Annotated in this window: 18 protein-coding genes; 9 read left to right on the forward strand and 9 right to left on the reverse strand. The window is 72.1% G+C overall.

The features are described 5' to 3' along the window. From QM633_RS03495 to QM633_RS03505, 3 genes are all read left to right on the forward strand, one after another. The coding region (locus tag QM633_RS03495) for an ABC transporter permease (RefSeq protein ID WP_415152341.1) at nucleotides 1–1,158 on the forward strand (1,158 nt) is incomplete at its 5' end. Then, nucleotides 1,152–2,171 (forward strand): ABC transporter ATP-binding protein, encoded by a 1,020-nt coding sequence (locus QM633_RS03500; RefSeq protein WP_415152342.1) that lies wholly within the window; start codon nucleotides 1,152–1,154, stop codon nucleotides 2,169–2,171. The genes QM633_RS03495 and QM633_RS03500, both read left to right, overlap by 7 nt. Nucleotides 2,172–2,371: 200 nt before the next feature. Further along, nucleotides 2,372–3,022 carry a nucleoside/nucleotide kinase family protein gene (locus QM633_RS03505; protein WP_415152343.1) on the forward strand — a complete coding sequence of 217 codons (651 nt, stop codon included), beginning with the start codon at nucleotides 2,372–2,374 and terminating at the stop codon, nucleotides 3,020–3,022. A 22-nt stretch (nucleotides 3,023–3,044) separates the two neighbouring features. Here QM633_RS03505 and QM633_RS03510 read toward each other — a convergent pair whose 3' ends face one another. The 7 genes from QM633_RS03510 to QM633_RS03540 form a co-directional block, all read right to left on the reverse strand. Next, nucleotides 3,045–4,187 carry a glycerate kinase gene (locus QM633_RS03510; RefSeq protein WP_415152344.1) on the reverse strand — a complete coding sequence of 381 codons (1,143 nt, stop codon included), beginning with the start codon at nucleotides 4,185–4,187 and terminating at the stop codon, nucleotides 3,045–3,047. Nucleotides 4,188–4,191: 4 nt separating this feature from the next. Continuing rightward, on the reverse strand, nucleotides 4,192–5,160 hold the full coding sequence (locus QM633_RS03515) for a 2-hydroxyacid dehydrogenase (protein WP_415152345.1): 969 nt from the start codon (nucleotides 5,158–5,160) through the stop codon (nucleotides 4,192–4,194). Between the two features lie 4 nt (nucleotides 5,161–5,164). Beyond that, the gene (locus QM633_RS03520; protein ID WP_415152346.1) at nucleotides 5,165–6,661 is read right to left on the reverse strand and encodes a xylulokinase; all 1,497 of its coding nucleotides are present in this window, start codon (nucleotides 6,659–6,661) and stop codon (nucleotides 5,165–5,167) included. 28 nt (nucleotides 6,662–6,689) lie between these two features. Then, entirely contained in the window at nucleotides 6,690–7,517 is an 828-nt protein-coding gene (locus tag QM633_RS03525) for a class I fructose-bisphosphate aldolase (RefSeq protein WP_415152347.1), read from the reverse strand. 37 nt (nucleotides 7,518–7,554) lie between these two features. Continuing rightward, the gene (locus QM633_RS03530) at nucleotides 7,555–8,586 is read right to left on the reverse strand and encodes an alcohol dehydrogenase catalytic domain-containing protein (protein WP_415152348.1); all 1,032 of its coding nucleotides are present in this window, start codon (nucleotides 8,584–8,586) and stop codon (nucleotides 7,555–7,557) included. Nucleotides 8,587–8,597: 11 nt separating this feature from the next. Then, entirely contained in the window at nucleotides 8,598–9,449 is an 852-nt protein-coding gene (locus QM633_RS03535) for a DeoR/GlpR family DNA-binding transcription regulator (protein ID WP_415152349.1), read from the reverse strand. Between the two features lie 189 nt (nucleotides 9,450–9,638). Further along, nucleotides 9,639–10,481 carry a DeoR/GlpR family DNA-binding transcription regulator gene (locus QM633_RS03540; RefSeq protein ID WP_415152350.1) on the reverse strand — a complete coding sequence of 281 codons (843 nt, stop codon included), beginning with the start codon at nucleotides 10,479–10,481 and terminating at the stop codon, nucleotides 9,639–9,641. Nucleotides 10,482–10,809: 328 nt separating this feature from the next. On the opposite strand from QM633_RS03540, the gene QM633_RS03545 reads away from it, so the two are divergent. The 5 genes from QM633_RS03545 (at nucleotide 10,810) to QM633_RS03565 (ending at nucleotide 15,966) form a co-directional block, all read left to right on the forward strand. Beyond that, nucleotides 10,810–12,180, forward strand: a complete 1,371-nt coding sequence (locus tag QM633_RS03545) for an MFS transporter (RefSeq protein WP_415152351.1) — start codon at nucleotides 10,810–10,812, stop codon at nucleotides 12,178–12,180. 39 nt (nucleotides 12,181–12,219) lie between these two features. Continuing rightward, on the forward strand, nucleotides 12,220–13,587 hold the full coding sequence (locus QM633_RS03550) for a four-carbon acid sugar kinase family protein (RefSeq protein WP_415152352.1): 1,368 nt from the start codon (nucleotides 12,220–12,222) through the stop codon (nucleotides 13,585–13,587). Then, complete coding sequence (gene pdxA, locus QM633_RS03555) at nucleotides 13,580–14,599, forward strand: 4-hydroxythreonine-4-phosphate dehydrogenase PdxA (RefSeq protein WP_415152353.1); 1,020 nt, start codon at nucleotides 13,580–13,582, stop codon at nucleotides 14,597–14,599. Before QM633_RS03550 ends, pdxA begins: the two co-directional genes overlap by 8 nt. Nucleotides 14,600–14,758: 159 nt before the next feature. Next, a complete protein-coding gene (locus tag QM633_RS03560) occupies nucleotides 14,759–15,217 on the forward strand; it encodes a ribose-5-phosphate isomerase (protein ID WP_415152354.1) in 459 nt (152 codons plus the stop codon). Further along, nucleotides 15,217–15,966: a triose-phosphate isomerase gene (locus QM633_RS03565; RefSeq protein WP_415152355.1), complete on the forward strand. Its 750-nt coding sequence runs from the start codon at nucleotides 15,217–15,219 to the stop codon at nucleotides 15,964–15,966. The genes QM633_RS03560 and QM633_RS03565 overlap by 1 nt, the downstream gene beginning before the upstream one ends. Nucleotides 15,967–16,031: 65 nt before the next feature. Here the strand turns inward: QM633_RS03565 and QM633_RS03570 are convergent, their stop codons facing one another. Both QM633_RS03570 and tal read right to left on the reverse strand, forming a co-directional pair. Further along, nucleotides 16,032–16,370, reverse strand: coding sequence for a NifB/NifX family molybdenum-iron cluster-binding protein (locus QM633_RS03570; protein WP_415152356.1), 339 nt, complete (start codon nucleotides 16,368–16,370; stop codon nucleotides 16,032–16,034). Between the two features lie 87 nt (nucleotides 16,371–16,457). Further along, on the reverse strand, nucleotides 16,458–17,546 hold the full coding sequence (gene tal / locus QM633_RS03575; protein ID WP_415152357.1) for a transaldolase: 1,089 nt from the start codon (nucleotides 17,544–17,546) through the stop codon (nucleotides 16,458–16,460). A gap of 111 nt (nucleotides 17,547–17,657) precedes the next feature. Here tal and QM633_RS03580 point away from each other — a divergent pair. Next, the coding region (locus QM633_RS03580; protein ID WP_415152358.1) for a ribokinase at nucleotides 17,658–18,357 on the forward strand (700 nt) is incomplete at its 3' end.

Genomic DNA, 18,357 nt, shown 5'->3' on the forward strand with positions numbered 1-18,357 from the left:
CCGCGCGCGGCCGAGGCCGCGCGCACGCTCGGGGCCGGGCGGTGGCGCGTCCTGGCCACGGTCACGCTGCCCGCGCTGGCGCCCGCGATCGCGTCCGGAGCCGCCCTGGTGTTCCTCTTCTGCGCGTCCGCGTTCGGGGTGGTGCTGGTGCTGGGCGGGGAGAGCTACGGCACGGTCGAGACCGAGATCTGGTACCAGACCACCCAGCTGCTGGACCTGCCCGCCGCGGCCGCGCTGTCGATCCTCCAATTGCTCGTCGTGAGCGCGTCCCTGATCCTCGCCGGATCGGCCCGCGCGCGGCAGGAACGGGCGCTGCGGTTGTCCGGCAACCCGGTGGACGCGCCGCTGCGCGCGTCCGACCGGCCGGCCGCCGCGGTCACCGCGGTCGTCGTGCTCGGCCTGCTGGTCCTCCCGATGGGCTCGCTGGTGTGGCGCTCTTTCCTCACCGTCGACGGGGTGGGGCTGGCCAACTACCGCGCCCTCGCCGGCACGGCGGGAACCCTGACGGTGAGCGTGTGGCAGTCGCTGCTGAACTCCCTCGGCACCGCGCTGGCCGCCACGGCGATCGCGGTGTGCCTGGGCCTGATGGTCAGCTACGTGCTGTCCCGACGGCCCGCGTCCGCGCCGGGTCGTCGGTTCATGCGAGCGGTGGACGCGGCCTTCATGCTGCCGCTGGGCGTGTCCGCGGTGACGGTGGGCTTCGGGTTCCTGATCACGCTGAACCGCCCGCCGCTCGACCTGCGCTCCAACTGGCTGCTGATCCCGATCGCGCAGGCGCTGGTGGCACTCCCGCTCGTGGTACGGACGCTGCTGCCCACGCTCAGGGCGATCGATCCGCGGCTGCACGAGGTCGCCGCCACCCTCGGCGCGACCCCGCGGCGGATCGTCGCGACGATCGACGCGCCGTTCGCGCTGCGTGGGCTGGGGCTGGCGCTCGGCTTCGCGTTCGCGACCAGCCTGGGCGAGTTCGGAGCCACGTCGTTCCTCGCCCGACCGGACCGTCCGACCCTGCCGGTGGTGATCTTCCAGCTGATCGGACGGCCCGGCGCGGAGAATTTCGGCGCGGCCATGGCAGCATCCGTGGTGCTGGCGGCCTTCGCGGCCCTCGCGATGGGCCTGGCGGAGTGGGTCGGGCCGAAGGAGGTGAACCCGTGGTGAGCGGCCTCGAGGTGCGCGACGCGGTCGTCCGCTACGGGCCGGTGACGGCCGTCGACGGGGTGTCGCTGTCGGTCGAGCCCGGGGAGGTGGTGGCGCTGCTCGGCCCGTCCGGGTCGGGGAAGTCGTCGCTGTTACGGGCGGTCGCGGGGCTCGAACCGCTGGCCGGCGGCTCGGTGAGCTGGGACGCCGAGGACCTGGCCGGGGTGCCCGTCCACAAGCGGGCCTTCGTGGTGATGTTCCAGGACGGCCAGCTCTTCCCGCACCTGTCGGTCGCGGGCAACGTCGGCTACGCCCTGGCCCGCGCGCCGAGGGCGCGGCGGGAGCGGCGGGTGGCCGAACTGCTGGAACTGGTCGGGCTCGCGGGCTACGGCCGGCGTCCGGTGACCGCACTGTCCGGCGGAGAGGCGCAGCGGGTGGCGCTGGCCCGGTCGCTGGCCGCCGATCCGCGGCTGCTGCTGCTCGACGAGCCGCTGTCCGCGCTGGACCGAGGGCTGCGCGAGCATCTCGTGGGCGTCCTGGACGAGACCCTGCGCGCGACGGGCGTCCCGGCCCTCTACGTGACCCACGACCAGGACGAGGCCTTCGCGATCGCCGACCGGGTGGCGGTGCTGGCCCGCGGCGCGGTCCTGCAGCTGGCCGACCCGGACACGCTGTGGCGGACGCCGGCCTCGCGCGAGGTCGCGGAGTTCCTCGGCTACGGACCGTTCCTCTCCGCCGCCGAGGCGGCGACCCTGGGCTGGCCGGACGCGCCGCCACTGGTCGGCGTCGGACCGGACGGGCTCGTCGTGGCCGGCGACGGGGTCGAGGTCGCGGTCCTGCAGGCGCAGGCCCGGCGTGGGGGCAGTGAGCTGACCGTCCGGCTGCCCTCCGGCGAGCAGGCCCGCGTGCGGACCCCGGCGATCGCCTCCCACGCGCATCCGCCCGCCACCCTCCGCGTCCGTCTCGACCCGTCCGCCTGCGGCGAGCTCCCTGGTGCCGGCCCCGCCGGCGGCGCGGACTCGCGGGAGTCCTAGGAGACTGCTGAACAATCATGTCCCGGCTGCGGCGCGCCGGATCGGGCGATCTGCTGCGGCCGCACCTTGGGGCATAGGACCACTATCACCCGCAAGATGTGGCCTTGCCGCTCATCCCGCCCGGCACGTCCTCGCTCGGAACAGCATTGTTCAGCAGCCCCCTAGCTGCTCGGGTGGCGCCGAGCCGGGAGGATGGCAGGGTGGAGACCGTGGAGGTGGATCTGGACGCCCTCGCCCGGCGGGTGCGGACGGCGGCCGGGTCGCGGACGCGGATCGTCGTCGGGGTGTGCGGGGCTCCCGGCGCGGGGAAGTCGACGCTGGCGGCGATGCTCGTGGCGCGGCTCAACGCGGACGTGTCCGGGACCGCCGTCGTGGTTCCGATGGACGGCTTCCACCTCGCCAGGTCGGTGATCGCGGTCGACGACCGGGCCGACCGCAGGGGCGCCCCGGACACCTTCGACCCGGACGGCTACGCGGCCTTGCTGCGGCGGCTCCGGGAGGACACCGGGCCGGTCGTCTACGCGCCGGAGTACCGCAGGGAGATCGAGGACCCGGTGGCGGGCGCGATCGCCGTCCCCCGATCGACGCCGGTGGTGGTCACCGAGGGCAACTACCTGCTGTACGACCACCCGGCGTGGCGGGAGGCGCGCGCGTCGATCGACGAGGTCTGGTTCCTGGAGGCGCCCAGCGAGTCCCTGCGGATCGAGCGGCTGGTCGAACGCCACGAGCGCTTCGGCAAGCCGGCCGAGCACGCGCGCCGCCACGCCCTCGGCCCCGACGAGACCAACGCCCGGCTCGTCTTTGGCCACCGCGACCGGGCGGACCTGGTCCTGCGCTGGCCGCGCTGGTGAGTCGGCGCGGCTGCCCAGCCGGTCACGGGCCCGGGGCGTCCACCAGTCGCCGCACCACGGCCTCGGTGGCGCGGGCGAGGTATTCCGGCCCGCGCGCGAGCGCATCGGCGAGGCTCGGGGCGTGCGCCGAGATCGGGACGAGCAGTGCGACCTCGTCGCGCAGCGCCGCGGCGGACGGGTCGACCTGACCGCCGAACAGCACCACCGGCACGCCGGCCGCGCGGGCGAGCGTTGTCACCCCCCACGGGGTCTTGCCGTGCCGGGTCTGGGCGTCGATCCGGCCCTCGCCGGTGAACACCCAGTCGGCTCCCACGACGGTGGACGCGAGCCCGACCGCGTCGGCGACCAGTTGGACGCCGGGTCGCGGCGCGGCGTCGAAGAAGCCGAGGAAGGCTGCGCCGAGGCCCCCGGCCGCCCCCGCGCCGGGGCGGTCGCGGACGCTGCGCCCCAGCGCGGACTCGACGACGTCCGCCCAACGGGTCAGGGCCGCGTCCAGGTCGCGCACGGTGTCGGGATCGGCGCCCTTCTGCGGACCGAAGACGTGGCTGGCGCCCGAACTCCCCAGCAACGGATTGTCGACGTCGCAGGCGAGATCGACGTGGCACTGCGCCACCCGCGGGTCGAGGCCGGTGAGGTCGAGGTGGTCCAGCCGGGCCAGCGCGGCTCCTCCGGGCGGCAGGTCGGCACCGTCCGCGTCGAGGAACCGGACGCCCAGCTCCGCGAGCAGGCCGGCGCCGGCGTCATTGGACGCCGATCCGCCCAGCCCGACCAGGAACCGCCGCGCGCCGCGGTCGAGGGCGTGCCGGAACAGCTGGCCGACCCCGCGGCTGGTCGCCGCACGCACGTCCCGCTCGCCCGGCGCGACCTGGGCGAGCCCGCAGGCCGCGGCGACCTCGATGACGGCCAGGCCACGCTCGGCCACCCAGCCGTAGCTGGCTCGTGCGGGCCGGCCGAGCGCGTCCACGCAGGAGGCGTGGAGGAGTTCGCCGCCGAGCGCGTCGACGAGGGTCTGGGTGGTGCCCTCGCCGCCGTCGGCCATCGGCACCAGCCGGCACTCGGCGTCCGGAACGACCCGGTGGACGCCCTCAGCGAGGGCGACGGCGGCAGTCATCGCACTCATCGACTCCTTGAACGAGTCGGGCGCGCAGACGATGGTGAGGCCCATCGGGTCAGGGTAGCGGGACGGGCGTCTCGGCCGGCTCTCCGGCGAGCACTCGCGTCACGTTGCGCACGGCGAGGCGGCACATGTTGTCGCGGGTGCGGTCGCCGGCGCTGGCGATGTGCGGCTGCAGGACGATGTTCTCCAGGGTCGTCAGTTCCGGATTGATCGCCGGCTCGCCCTCGAAGGTGTCCAGCGCTGCGCCGGCGAGATGCCCCGAGCGCAGGGCGTCGATCAGCGCCGTCTCATCGACAACGCCGCCTCGCGCCGCGTTGACGAGGTACGACCCGGGCTTCATCCGGGACAGCGCCGCGGCGTCGATCAGGTGCCGGGTGGACGGCAGCAGTGGCACGTGCAGGGAGACCACCTCGGAGGTCTCGAGCAGGGTGTCCGCCTCGATCACCTCGACGCCGTTCACGGACGCGCCGATGCGCAGGCCGGGGTCGCTGGTGGTCACCCGCATGCCGAAGGCCTGCGCCCTGCGTGCAACGGCCCGCCCGATCCGGCCGAAGCCGACGATCCCGAGCGTCGCCCCGGCACTGATGTCGAGGCCGACCAGCATGTTCGGGCCCCAGATCCATGGCCGGCCGGTGCGGGCGAACCGATCCGCCTCCACCACCCGGCGGGTGATCGCCAGCAGCATGGCGAAGGTGTGGTCGGCGGTCGCCTCGTCGAGGACGCCAGGGGTGTTGCAGACCACGACGCCCCTGGCCGCCGCAGCGGCGAGGTCGATGTTGTCGTAGCCGACGGCGACGTTCGCCACGACCTTCAGCGCGGGGCCGGCCGCGTCCAGGAACTCGGCGTCGACCCGCTCGGTGAGCGTGACGATCGCCGCGGACGCCCCGGCCACGTCGGCCAGCAGCCGCTCCCGGGCCGGCGGTGCCTCCTCGCCCACGATCAGCGGCAGGCCGAGGTCGGTGAGTTCTCCCATCACGGACGGGGTCAGGGTGCGGGCAACGTACAGGTGGGGCAGGGACATCGGATCAGCTCCTCGCGAGGGCATCGTGCGGTCGGGTGGGGGACAGGGGAGGCAGCGGCTCGCGGCCGCTGAGCGTCGACCACTGGGCACGGAACGACTGCCAGCGCTGTTCCATGAGCGCGGCGCTCTCCGGCCTGGGCCGGACGCGGCTGGTGGACAGCCGGCACCGGGTGGGGCGGCCCACCGCTTCGGCGCACATGGCCGCGGCGCCGATGGCCGGAAGGTCGGGTTCGAGGGCGACGTCGAAGGTGCGCCCGGTGGCGTCGGCCAGGAGTTGGGGAAGCACCGGGTCCTCGCCGAACGCGCCGGTGAGGTAGATGACGTCCTCGCCCGGAGGGATGGTCGCCTCCAGCACCATCCGGTCGGCGAAGATCACGCCGTCCAGGACGCCACGGGCCAGTTGGGCCCGCGTGGTCGAGCGGTGCAGCCCGGTCAGGCCCGCGCACGGCTGCTCGAACCAGAACGGGCCGCGCTCCGGCATCACGTGGGGCACGAAGAACGGCGCGGTGAGCACCTCGTCGCCGTCGATCCCTGCGCCGAGACGAACCAGTTCCGCGACCGCCGACTCCTTGTCGCCGTAGCCGAACACGGCCGCCGCGCTGGCGAGCGCGTCGCCACCGTTGGTGACGCCGTTGATCAGCCACTCGCCGGGCCGGACGCCGCGGCGCTGCAAGGCGCGGGCCCGCAGGTCCGGTGCGGCCAGGCAGCTGTTCACCACGTGGGTGGTGCCCATGATCAGGAAGGGACGGGTACCGGGTCCCGTGCCGAGTGCATAGGAGGCGGCGGGGGTGTCGGCGCAGCCGACGGTCACCGGGATCCCCAGCGGCATCCCGGCGAGTTCCGCGAACGTCGAGGACACCGTGCCCAGGAGGTCCATGGGCTGCCGTACCGGCGGCAGGACGGACGCCTCGATCCCGAGGTCGGCGAGAGCGCCGGACAGCCAGGCGGGATCGTCGGCGATCGTGTCGAAGACCCCGGAGTAGGACGCCTGGGTCGGGTCCATCGCGACCTCGCCGGTCAGGAGCCGGCCGAGCCACGTCCCGGCGAAGCCGAGCGTCACCAGCTGCGCGAACGCCTCCGGCTCGGCCTCTCTCAGGTAGTGGTACGCCACCGCGGCGAAGGTCGACGGCGACGGGTGGTTCCCGGTCGACCGCACGTCCGCCGGGTCGCGGCGGGCGCTGTACCGGTCGAAGTAGGCAACCAGCGCGGGGTTGTCCCAGGTGACGCCGAGGGCGACCGGACGGCCGTTCGCACCCAGCGGCACCACGGTGGGACAGTGCGTGTCGATGCCCACCCCGGCGACACCGGCCAGCTCCGGGGCGAGCTGGAGGCAGACGGCGACGAGGGACTGCTCCCACGCCGCCGGGTCTGCCCGGCCCGGGCGCCCCCGACGCGAGTCGGGGTGGGGCGCGCGGGCGCGGGCGACCACCGTGCCGTCATCGCGGAGGATGACGCCCTTGGTGGCCGAGGTGCCGAGGTCGATACCGAGGTAGGTACTCATCGTTGAGCTCCCTGGACGAGGGGACGGATCAGCCGAGCAGCTTCAGCGCATCACCGGGGTTGGCGCCGTCGTGGATGACGGCCTTGAGGGCCCGCACCATGCCGGCCGGATCGTCGGAGCCCCAGATGTTGCGGCCGGCGGTCATGCCGGCGCCGCCGGCGTCCATCACGGCGGCGGCCTGGTTGAGCACGTCGATCGGCTCGTGCGCGGGGGCGCCGCCGGCCGCGACCACGATGGTCGGGGTGGCGTCGACGACCTTGCGGAACTCCTCGGCCGAGCCGGTGTACCAGGTCTTCACGATGTCGGTGCCGCACTCGGCGGCGGCGCGGGCCGCGTACACCACCGATTCGGTGCTGCCCTTGCGGTCTCCCCACAGTTCGCCGCTGGGGTAGGCGTGGCAGACCACCGGCAGGCCCCACTTGTGCGCCTCCTCCGTGACGGCGCTGAGCATCTCGAGCATGGCGACCTGGTGCTGGGAGCCGGCGGAGATGCCGACCGCGATCGCGTCCGCACCGAGCCTCAGGCAGTCGGAGACCTGGCCGATGGTGGCGTCATAGGTGGGGTGGAAGTCCACGCAGAAGGTGGAGCCCTTGATGATCAGGGGGAGCTGCTTCTCCCTTCCGGACAGCAGGTGCCCGGCGACGCCCTTGAACACGGTGAACGCGTCCGGCTCGCCCTCGACGATCTTGTCGAAGACGCTCTTGAGGTCGGCGAGCCGCGGGGCCACGCCTCGGGGGACGGCCTGGTCGAGGGCCACCGTCATCAGGCGGCCGTCGGCGCCCATGATCCGGCGCAGCCGGATCTCGCGGCCCAGCGCCGAGGTGGTGCCGACAGGATTGAGTTCGAAGATGCTCACGGTTCTCTCTTTCGGTTTCGTGTGATTCGTTCGGGGTTCACAGCCAGGGGTCGACGCCGACCCGGAGGTCCTTGCCGGAGGCGACCAGGTCGAGCGCCTCGACCACCTGGTCGAGCGGGAACTGGGTGCCGACGAGGTCGGCGACCTGCAGCTTGCCTGCGGTCACGAGGCCGGCGACCGCATGGAAGTTCTCCAGCCGGCAACTGGAGGCGCCGACCACCTCGTACTCGTTGTAGTGGATGTCGTTGGCGACGATGCTCAGCACGTCGCCGGTGTTGAAGCCGGCGAAGGCGGAGATCCGGGCACCGGGCGCGAGGATGCCCAGGTACGGCGTGAGCGCCTCCACCCGGCCGATGGCCAGGATCACCACGTCCACGCCGCCGTCGGTGGCCGCCAGCACCCGGGCGGGGGTGTCCTCGCCGGGGACCAGGACGAGGTCGGCCCCCGACGCGCGGGCGATGTCGTGGCGGGCCTCGTTGGGGTCGACGGCGATCACGGTGTGCACGCCCTGCGCCTTCGCCAGCCGGATGTGCATCAGGCCGAGCGGGCCGCAACCCACGACGAGGATCGCGTCGGCACCCTGCACCTTCGCGAGGTTCTGGCCGTTGAGGGCGCAGGCGAGCGGCTCGACGAGCGCGGCCTCGGGTGCGCTCACCCCGGCCAGCGGGACGATGTTCTGCCGCGCGTTCGCCGGCACCCGCACGTACTGGGACAACCCGCCGTCCAGCTGGTAGCCGAACGCCACCCGGTTGCGGCAGATGTTGGGGTGGCCCTTGCGGCAGGCGACGCACTGCCCGCACGCCACGAGGGGGTAGATGCACACCTGGCCGCCGAGCGAGACGCCCTCGGGGAGTGGTCCGTTCGCGTCCACCACGATGCCGGCCGTCTCGTGGCCGAGGACCGAGGGCAGGGTCACGTTCTTGGTCTTGCGCCCGGTGTAGATGCGCAGGTCGGTGCCGCACAGCAGCGCGGCGGTCACCTTGATCAGCACCTCGCCGTCGCCGAGCTCGCCGACGGCGCGCTCGACCACCCGCAGGTCGTTGGGCTGGTAGAGGACGGCTTGCTTCATCTGGGGCATGGCTACTCCGGTTCGGTGGTGATGATGTCGGTGGCGCCGGCGAGCCGCAGTGCGGCCAGCGCTGCGCGGTCGGCGCCGCGGTCTGTGATCAGCCCCCACTCCTGCGGGAGCGCGGACCAGTAGGGGAAGCTCTCGTCGGTGAGCTTGGAGGAGTCGGCGACGACGAAGACGTCCGCTGCCCGTTCCATCATCAGCGACTTGATCCGGGACTGCTCGTAGGTGCGGGAGGCCACGCCGCGCTGAGGGTGGACACCGTCGCCGCCGATGAAGGCGAACCGGGCGTAGACGCGGCTCAGCATGGTCTCGGCGTCCGGCCCGGAGATGGTCTCGTTGAAACCTCGCAGGGCGCCGCCGAGGACGAGCACGCTGGTGTGCTCGAAAGGCAGCAGGCGGTTGATCACGCGCAGCCCGTTGGTGACGACCGAGACCGGGCGGTTGCCGATCGCCGCGGCGACCTGCTCCGTGGTGGAGCCGGCGTCGAGGATGACCAGATCGCCGTCCTCGACGATGCCGGCCGCTGCCCTTCCGATCGACCTCTTGGCCCGGGCGTGCGTGGACTCGCGTTGCGGCATGCTCAGCTCGGCGCGGGGCCGGGAGATCGCTGCACCGCCGTAGGTGCGTGTGATCAGCCCGCGGTCCTCGAGGTGGGCGAGGTCCCTGCGGATCGTGGCTTCGGAGACCCCGAAGCTGTCGGCGAGGCCACCGACCGTGACGCTGTCCGCCCCGTCCGGCGAGAGCAGCTCGATGATCCGGCCGCGCCGGTGGTCACCCTTGAGGTCGCGACGAGGGCGATGGACGGCTTCGACGCCGGCACCGCGCCCGGCCGCTGCGGGCGTCGCGTCGTCGCTCTGCATGCCGCGGGCCTCCTTCTGGCGGACGGCAGGGCCGCCCGATCACTGCGTGCGCGTTTCGCGCATCTACAACTCCAGGATGATTGCATCGCGCATCTGGACTGTCAAGAATCCCGCTCTCGACGAGCGGCGCGAACGCAGGAAGAGACAGGATGCGCGAAACGATCATCCAGTGATGATCGCGGCCGATGGTCAGCCGTGCGTGGGTGCGACGATGATCGAGGTGGCGCCCGCCTGTCGCAGTTCGGCCAGCGTGGCCGGATCGGCGCCGTCGTCGGTGATCAGGCCCCAGGCCCGCGGCAGCGTCGACCAGTACTGGAACGGAGGGTGCTCGCCGAGCTTGGAGGAGTCGGCGACGAGGTAGACCTGCTCGGTCTGCCGGAGCATGGCCGACTTCAGCCGGGCCTGCTCGTAGGTGCGGGAGGTGATGCCGCGCAGCGGGTCGATCGCATCGGTGCCGATGAATGCCGTCGTCGCGCAGATCCGGCCGAGCATCTCCTCGGCGTCGGCGCCGTAGATCGTCTCGTTGAAGCCGCGCAGGGAGCCGCCAAGGACGGTCACCCGGACCCGCTCGCAGGCCACCAGCCGATGCACGACACGCAGGCCGTTGGTGATCACGGAGATCGGCCGGTCGCCGAGGGCGATCGCGAGCTGCTCCGTGGTCGAGCCCGAGTCGAGAATCAGCAGGTCGCCGTCCTCGACCAGGCCGGCGGCCGCCCTGCCGATGGCTGTCTTCGCCTCGGTGTGGGTGGCTCCCCGCTCGGCCATGTTCAGCTCGGCCCTGGGGTGGTGCTGCAGCGCGGCGCCGCCGTAGGTGCGGGTGACCAGGCGCTGGTCCTGGAGGTGGGACAGGTCGCGGCGGATGGTGGCCACCGACACCCCGAAGGCCTCGGACAGGTCGGTGACCGACAGGTTCGCGTCCGGGTCGGACGTGAGCATGGCGAGGATGCGCTGGCGACGCCGCTGGCCCTTGGTTCCCTGGCCGGAATCGGCGTCGGCCACGGCGGTCGTCTCGGCTGCGGTCTGGCTGGTCATCGTGAGGACCGTATCTCCTTTCCGGCAGGGTGGTGGCGGGCACCGCCTCGATCATGGCACGGAGGCCCGATCGTCATCGCCGGCGCTCAGTGAGGAATGCGCGGTTCGATCATGCGTGCGCCTGTTGTTGCACGCGATGACCAACTTCACGGGCCCTCTTGACAGCAAGCCTGCTCTATTCGATCATTATGGCCGAAGAAGTGATTGAAGCGAGCAAAGGGTAGCGACGCTCTTCCCTCGCGACATACACGCAACCTGCGGGACGCGTCCACCGGCTTCACCGAGGAAGCGCGAGGCACGCCCGGGAACGACGAGAATTGGAGACCACATGGCACTTTCGACGGGCGCGAGCCCAGAGCTGTCGAGGACGGCAGCAGCATCAGCAAAGGCCACCCGCTACCGCTGGGTGGTCATGGCCACGATCTTCGCCGGCTATGTGATCTGCATGGCCGACCGCTCCAACATCGGTGCGGTGCTGCCCTTCGTGAAGGCCGAGTTCCACATCGACAACTTCACCTCCGGAGCGATCTCGAGCTTCTTCTTCCTCGGCTACGCGGTCTCGCAGATCCCGGCCGGCCTGGTGATCGGCAAGAAGGGCACCCGGGCGATCGTGTCCATCGCGATCCTGGCCTTCTCCATCGTGACGTTCCTGATGGGCTTCACGATGGCCGCGGTCGGGCTGCTCGTGCTGCGCCTGCTGCTCGGCCTCGCCGAGGGCCCGGTGCCGGTGGGCATGACCTCCACCGTCAACGCGTGGTTCCCCCCGCGGGAGAAGGGTACGGCGACCGGTCTCTACATCGCCTCCACCCAGTTCGCCCCGATCATCGTGCCCGCGATCGCCATCGCGATCGCTTCGGCCACGGGCTGGCGTTCGGTGTTCTTCTGGTTCGCCGTTCCCGGGGTCCTGATGGCGGCGGTGTGGTGGTTCATCGTCCGCAACCGCCCCGAGCAGCACCCCCGGGTGAACGCCGCGGAGGTCGCGCACATCTACGACACCACGGTCGAGGCCAAGAAGACCGAGTTCCGCCCGATGGGCTGGCTGGACAAGCTGATCCGGCTCAAGGACGTCGACAAGCTGGAGACGAACGGCCAGGTGCTGCGGTCCTGGAACGTGTGGGGCGACACGCTGGCCTACTTCTTCATGAACAACGTGAACTACGGCCTGCTCACCTGGGTGCCGCTGTACCTCGTCCAGGCCCGCCACTTCGACCTCACCAGCACCGGCTTCATCGCCGCCGCTCCTGCGGTCGGTGGCCTGATCGGCGCCATGACCGGCGGCGTGGTCTCCGACAAGGTCTTCCAGGGACGGCGCAAGCCCACCATGCTGCTCACCGCGTTCTTCGCGGCGGTCATGATGGTGACGGTCATCAACGCCCCGCAGAACACGGCGCTGATCGTGCTCAGCCTGATGCTCACCGGCTTCTTCCTGAACATCGGCTGGCCGATGTTCACCGCCTACCCGATGGGCCTGACCAACAACAAGACCTACCCGTTCGCGATCAGCGTGATCAACTCCGGCGGCAACCTGGGCGGCTTCTTCGCCCCGATGATCGTCGGCGCGCTGCTCGACGCCACCGGCAGCAACTACGGGTTCGCGTTCAGCTACTTCGTGGTCGTGCTGCTGCTCGCCTTCGTGGTGATCTTCACCCTGGTCGAGGCCCGTCCCAAGGCGGCAGAGCACGCTCTCGCGGCCAAGTGAGCGAACCGACCGAACACCCGACCGAAAGGTGGTGAGGACATGCCGAAGCTGGGGATCGTCGCCGACGACCTGACCGGTGCCACGACCGTGGGCGCCCTGCTCGCCAGGGTCGGCGTGGACACCGCGGTGCTCTTCGATCCGTCGTTCGTCGCGACGGCCGAGGACCACGACGCACTGATCGTCAGCACCAACTCGCGCTCGCTGCCTGCCAAGAAGGCGCGCAAGCGGGTCCGCAGGGCTGCCGATCAACTGCGGCAGCGCGGTGCGACGCTGTTCGCCAAGCGGATCGACACGACCTGCCGGGGCGGGATCGGCCCGGAGGTCGAGGGCATGCTGGACGCCCTCGGGGAGGAGCACGTGGCCATCGTGGTACCCGCGATGCCGCAGTCCCGGCGGATCGTCGTGGGGGGCTACTCGCTGATCGACTCGGTGCTGCTGGCCCGCACCGGCGTCGCCTCGGACGTCCGCACCCCCGTGACCGAGTCCCATCTGCCCACCCTGCTCTCCGGCCAGTTCAGCGGTCCGGTCGGGCGGGTCGGCCTGGACGCCGTCCTGGCCGGCCCGGACTCGCTGGAGGCGGCGCTGGTCGAGCAGCGGTCGGGTGGGACGCGGGCGATCCTCGTCGACGCCACCTCGATCGAGGACGTCGACGCGATCGCGATGGCGGTGGTCCGGCTGGGCTGGCCGGTGGTCTGCGTGGACCCGGGCGCCTTCACCGAACGGATGGCCGTCCGCAGCGGCATCGTCGACACCGCCCCCGTGGTCGAGCGGGGCATCCGGACCGAACCCGCCGCCTCCGACCAGGGGACCGTGCTCGTGGTGGCGGGCAGCGCGATGAGCGTCACCCGCGCCCAGCTCGACCAGTTGAGGGCGGTTCCGGGCACGGCCGTGATCCGGGTCGGGATCCAGCCCCTGGTCTCCGACGAACCGGTGTTCAGGGCCGAGGCGGACCGCATCCTCGCCGAGGTGCGCTGGCTCACGGAGACGGCGCGACCGAGGGTGCTGCTGCTGGGCCTGGAGTCGTCGCTGACCGGTCAGCTGGTCGACTTCGAGGAGCTCGAGCGGAAGGTTGGCCTCGGTCACGGGCTGGCCGCGGCCCTGGTTCCGGCCCGGCTGGGCGAGCTGGGCCGGCTGGTCGCCGACGGGCTGGGGGAGAGGCTGACCGGCCTCTACCTCACCGGCGGCGACGTCATGGTCGCCGGGTGCCGGGCGCTGGAGGCCAGCGGGATCAGGTTGGTCGACTATGTGATTCCGCAGGCCGATCAGGGCGTCCTGGTCGGTGGGCCGTTCGCCGGCGTCCCCGTGGTGTGCAAGGGCGGCATGACCGGCACGGACCTGACCGCCGTCCAGTGTGTGAACCGGATTTTCGACGAGAAGGTGAAGAGGAATGAACCAGTCCATGCTTAGGCCCGTCACAGCGATCACGATCGGCGATCCGGCCGGGGTCGGCCCCGAGATCGTCCTGGACACGGTGCTCACGCCGATGATCTACGACGTCTGCAAGCCGTTCGTGATCGGGGCGCGCGAGCACCTCGAGCAGGCCGCGCAGCTGAAGGGCGTGACGATCGAGGTCAATGAGATCCGCGAACCCGAAGAGGCGAGGTTCGAGTTCGGCACCATCGACCTCCTCGACACCGGCGCGGCCCCCGGCGCCAGGATCGCCTACGGCGAGGTCCAGGCGGACGCGGCGATCCGCGCCTACTCCTACCTGGAGAAGTCCATCGAGCTGGGCATGGCCGGACGCGTGGACGCCGTGTCCACCGCGCCGATCAACAAGGCGGCGCTGAAGGCCGCCGGGGTGCCGTTCATCGGGCACACCGAGATCTTCCAGGCGCTGACGAACTCGACCTACGGCCTGACCATGTTCAACGTGCACAAGCTCCGCGTGTTCTTCCTGACCCGGCACGTGTCGGTGCGCGAGGCCTGTGACCTGATCACCCGCGAGCGCACCCTCACCTACCTGAAGGACATCGACCGCGAGCTGCGCGCCCTCGGCTTCGAGAACCCGTCCATCGCGGTCGCGGCGCTCAACCCGCACGGTGGCGAGGGCGGCATGTTCGGCACCGAGGAGATCGAGCACCTGATCCCGGCCGTCGAGGACGCCAAGGCTCTGGGCATCAATGCCCGAGGCCCGCTGCCGGCCGACTCGATCTTCGCGTTCGCCCTCGACGGGCACCACGACTGCATCCTGTCGCTGTACCACGACCAGGGCCACATCGCCTGCAAGACGCTGGACTTCGAGAAGGCGGTCACGATCACCCTCGGACTGCCGTTCATGCGCAGCTCGGTCGACCACGGCACCGCGTTCGACATCGCGGGCAAGGGCGTCGCGAACGGGGGCAGCATGGTGGAGTCCACCCGGGTCGCCGCCGAGTACGCGCGGCTGTCGATCGAGCACCGGCAGTCCGTCCCGGCCTGAGCGGCGACGCCGGCCGGCGGTCAGGCCGGCGCCCGCAGGTCCCCCCTCCCCCCCGCGGGGAGCGGGCCCCCAGGGGTCCTCGAGGCCCCACCAACCACTGGGCGCGCCGGCGCGCGCCCAATCGCCGGCCAGTCGCCGGCCCGAGAAGGAGCAAGGAACATGGGGTATGTGGTGGCCGTCGGCGCGGACAACGCCGGCGTCGAGTACAAGGACCGGATCAGCGCCGACCTGGCCGCGGACCCGCGGATCGACCGGGTGGTCGACGTGGGCGTCGGCAGCGCCGACGACGACACCGCCTACCCGCACGTCGGGGTGGCTGTCGCGAAGCTGATCGCGTCCGGGGAGGCCGACCGGGGGGTCCTGGTCTGCGGCACGGGGATGGGCATGGCGATCTCGGCCAACAAGGTCAACGGGGTGCGGGCGTGCACCGCCCACGACAGCTTCTCCGTGGAGCGGCTGGTGCTGTCCAACGACGGCCAGGTGCTCTGCCTGGGCGCTCGCGTGATCGGGATCGAGCTGGCCAGGCGGCTGGCCAAGGAGTTCTTCGACTACACCTTCGACCCCTCCTCTCCCTCCGCTCCGAAGGTCGCCGCGATCTGCGGCTACGAGGCGCCCTGATGCTCTGGGTCGGTACCAGCTGGAAGATGAACGGGACCCTGGCCTGGGCGCGCGACTACGCCGGCCGGCTCCGCGAGGCGCTGGCCGACGGAGCCCCGGAGGGGGTGCAGCCGTTCGTGATCCCGCCGGCCACGGTGCTGGCCGCCGTGCACGAGGTCCTCGGTGAGGACTCGCCGGTGCTGCTCGGTGCGCAGAACGCGCACTGGGCCGAGGCCGGCGCGTGGACCGGCGAGATCTCGGTCGGCCAGGCCGCGGACGCGGGTGCCGAGCTGATCGAGATCGGTCACTCCGAGCGCCGCGAGTTCTTCGCCGAGACCGACGACACGGTGAACCGCAAGGTGCGGGCGACGCTGCGGCAGGGGCTGCGTCCGCTGCTGTGCGTGGGAGAACCCGGCGCGGTCTTCGATGCCGGCGGCAGCGTCGACCACGTCGTGGGCCAGGTGGACGCCGCGCTGGCCGGAGTGAGCGACCTCTCGACCATCCTGATCGCCTACGAGCCGATCTGGGCGATCGGCGAGCACGGCCGCGAGGCGCGTGCCGGCGACATCGCGGCGGTCTTCGCCGCTCTCGCGTCCGAGTACGGGGAGCGGGTCGCCGCGATCCTGTACGGCGGCTCGGTGAACCAGCGCAATGCCGCCGAGACTCTCGCCGTTCCGGGCGTCGGCGGCCTGTTCGTTGGCCGCTCGGCCTGGCGGGTGGAGGGCTACCTCGAGTTGCTGGAGATCGCGTCCGGCCTCGTCCGCGCCTGACCGCCCGGCGGCCTGAAGGCAGGACGGCCGGCTGACCACGGGTGCCGCCGCGGGTGCGTGCCGGATCAGGCGGACGCCGCGGTGAGCGCGGCGATGATGGACACCCGCGCGTCGCCCGGCGTCGCGGGCAGCACCGGGATTCCCATCGTGTTCATCACCTGGACCATCCCCGGGCCCATGTGGTCGACCACGACCGCGGCGATGCCCTGCTCCTTGAGGAAGCGGACGATCCGGGCGTGGTGCGAGCCGTGCGTGCCTTCGTCGTGGGAGACGTCCCAGCCCACCTCGTGGATCGCCCATCCGGCCACGGCGCCGTCACGGACGTCGGCGACCCCGATCCAGTGGGCGCGACCCCATGCGGCGGCGGACTGTCCCTCGGCGGTGACGGGGGTGGCGACGATCACGGGTTCTCCTCGGCTGGGTGTGCTCCCATCATCGCAAAGTGTGCCCCCGGCGTGGTCGGCGACGAGGGCCGGACACCGTGGCGCCGGTCAGCGCAGCTTCGCCTGGGCGGCCTCCACACTCGCGACGAGTTCGTCCCAGGAGGCCACGAACTTGTCCACGCCCTCGTCCTCGAGGACGGCGTACACCTCGTCGAGGTCGACGCCGGCCGCGGCGACCGCGTCCAGCACCGCCTGGCCGGGCGCGGAGCGTCCCTCGACGCGCGGGCCGACCTCGCCGTGGTCGGCGAACGCCTGCAGCGTCTTCTCCGGCATCGTGTTCACCACGCCGCGGGCGACGAGGCCGCCGACGTAGAGGGTGTCGGGGTAGGCCGGGTTCTTGGTCCCGGTGGAGGCCCACAACGGGCGCTGTACGTTCGCGCCGCGCGCGGCGAGCGCGGCGAACCGGTCGGAGCCGAACACCTCCGCGTACGCACCGAGCGCGACCTCGGCGTTGGCGATCGCCGCCTTCCCGGCGAGCTCCGGATGACCGGCGGCCTCCAGTCGCCGGTCCACCTCGGTGTCGACCCTCGAGATGAAGAACGAGGCCACCGAGTGGATCGCCGAGAGGTCGCGGCCCGCCGCGGCCGCCCGCTCCAGCCCGGCGAGGTAGGCGTCCATCACGGCCCGGTAGCGCTCCACGGAGAAGATCAGCGTCACATTGACCGAGATCCCGCTCGCGATCGTCGCCGTGATCGCCGGCAGCCCCTCCGGCGTCGCCGGGATCTTGATCAGGACGTTGTCGCGACCGACCAGGGCGTGCAGTTCCGCGGCCTGTGCGACGGTCGCGTCCGTGTCGTGGGCGAGCCCGGGCTCGACCTCGATCGACACCCTGCCGTCGAAGCCCTGCGTGCCGGCGTACACCGCGGCGAACAGCTCGCAGGCGGCGCGGACGTCGGTCGCGCACAGGTGCTTGATCGCCGTGGCCACCGGCACCTCCCCCAGCGCGGCGATCTGCTCGGTGTAGGCATCGCCGTGGGCGAGGGCCGCGGCGAAGATCGTCGGGTTGGTGGTGACGCCGACCACCGAGTCCTTCTCGATCAGGTCGGCCAGGTTTCCGCTGTCCAGCCGGTTCCTGGACAGGTCGTCCAGCCAGATCGAGACGCCGGCGTCCGAGAGGTCCTTGAGGCGGTCGGTCATCGCTGCTCCTTCGCTCGTGGTCGGTTCCAGTCTCCCCCGCAGGTGTACCCCGGTGAAGCCGGACGCCACGATCCACGCGCACGGTGCCACAATGACCGGCGAGGAGGCACGATGTCGCGAGTCCTGGTGGTGGGTTCGGCGAACGCGGACCTGGTCGTCCGCACCGCCCGGCGTCCGCTCGCGGGGGAGACCCTGCCGGGCTCCGAGCTGGTCGTGGTCCCGGGCGGCAAGGGGGCGAACCAGGCCTCCGCGGCCGCCCGGCTGGGCGCGGAGGTCGCCTTCCTGGGGTGCGTCGGACGCGACGGCAACGGCGACCTGCTGCGCGGGGCCCTCGCCGAGGCGGGCGTCGACGTCTCCGGGCTGGCCGCGGTGGACGCTCCCACCAGCGTGGCCGTCATCCTGCTGACGCCCGACGGCGAGAACTCGATCATCGTCTGCGAGGGCGCCAACTCCGCGGTCACGCCGGCCCTGCTGCGCGAGCGCGAGACCCGCTGGCGCGACGTCGGGCTGGTGGTGATGCAGCTCGAGGTCCCGCTCGACAGCGTCGCGCACATGGCGGCGGAGTGCCGCCGGCGCGGCGTCCGGTTCCTGCTCAACGCGGCTCCCGCGGTGACGCTGGACCGCGAGGTGGTGCGGGCCTGCGACCCGCTGGTGGTGAACGAGACCGAGGCGGCACTCCTGCTCGGGGCGGACCCGGCCGACGACCCCGACCGGCTCCTCGACGGCCTGCTCGCGCTCGGCGCGGCCAGCGTCGTGCTCACCCTCGGCGCGCGGGGCAGCGTGGCGGCGACGGCGAGCGGCGAGCGGATCG

The sequence above is a fragment of the Propionicimonas sp. genome, assembly GCF_047606205.1.
GTDB lineage: Bacteria > Actinomycetota > Actinomycetes > Propionibacteriales > Propionibacteriaceae > Propionicimonas.

Coding starts and splice junctions, on each gene's coding strand:
- pdxA (WP_415152353.1), top strand. CDS start 13,580: ATGCTTAGGCCCGTCACAGCGATCACGATCGGCGATCCGGCCGGGGTC.
- QM633_RS03545 (WP_415152351.1), top strand. CDS start 10,810: ATGGCACTTTCGACGGGCGCGAGCCCAGAGCTGTCGAGGACGGCAGCA.
- QM633_RS03550 (WP_415152352.1), top strand. CDS start 12,220: ATGCCGAAGCTGGGGATCGTCGCCGACGACCTGACCGGTGCCACGACC.
- QM633_RS03515 (WP_415152345.1), bottom strand. CDS start 5,160: ATGTCCCTGCCCCACCTGTACGTTGCCCGCACCCTGACCCCGTCCGTG.
- QM633_RS03535 (WP_415152349.1), bottom strand. CDS start 9,449: ATGCAGAGCGACGACGCGACGCCCGCAGCGGCCGGGCGCGGTGCCGGC.
- QM633_RS03560 (WP_415152354.1), top strand. CDS start 14,759: ATGGGGTATGTGGTGGCCGTCGGCGCGGACAACGCCGGCGTCGAGTAC.
- QM633_RS03510 (WP_415152344.1), bottom strand. CDS start 4,187: ATGGGCCTCACCATCGTCTGCGCGCCCGACTCGTTCAAGGAGTCGATG.
- tal (WP_415152357.1), bottom strand. CDS start 17,546: ATGACCGACCGCCTCAAGGACCTCTCGGACGCCGGCGTCTCGATCTGG.
- QM633_RS03520 (WP_415152346.1), bottom strand. CDS start 6,661: ATGAGTACCTACCTCGGTATCGACCTCGGCACCTCGGCCACCAAGGGC.
- QM633_RS03565 (WP_415152355.1), top strand. CDS start 15,217: ATGCTCTGGGTCGGTACCAGCTGGAAGATGAACGGGACCCTGGCCTGG.
- QM633_RS03530 (WP_415152348.1), bottom strand. CDS start 8,586: ATGAAGCAAGCCGTCCTCTACCAGCCCAACGACCTGCGGGTGGTCGAG.
- QM633_RS03540 (WP_415152350.1), bottom strand. CDS start 10,481: ATGACCAGCCAGACCGCAGCCGAGACGACCGCCGTGGCCGACGCCGAT.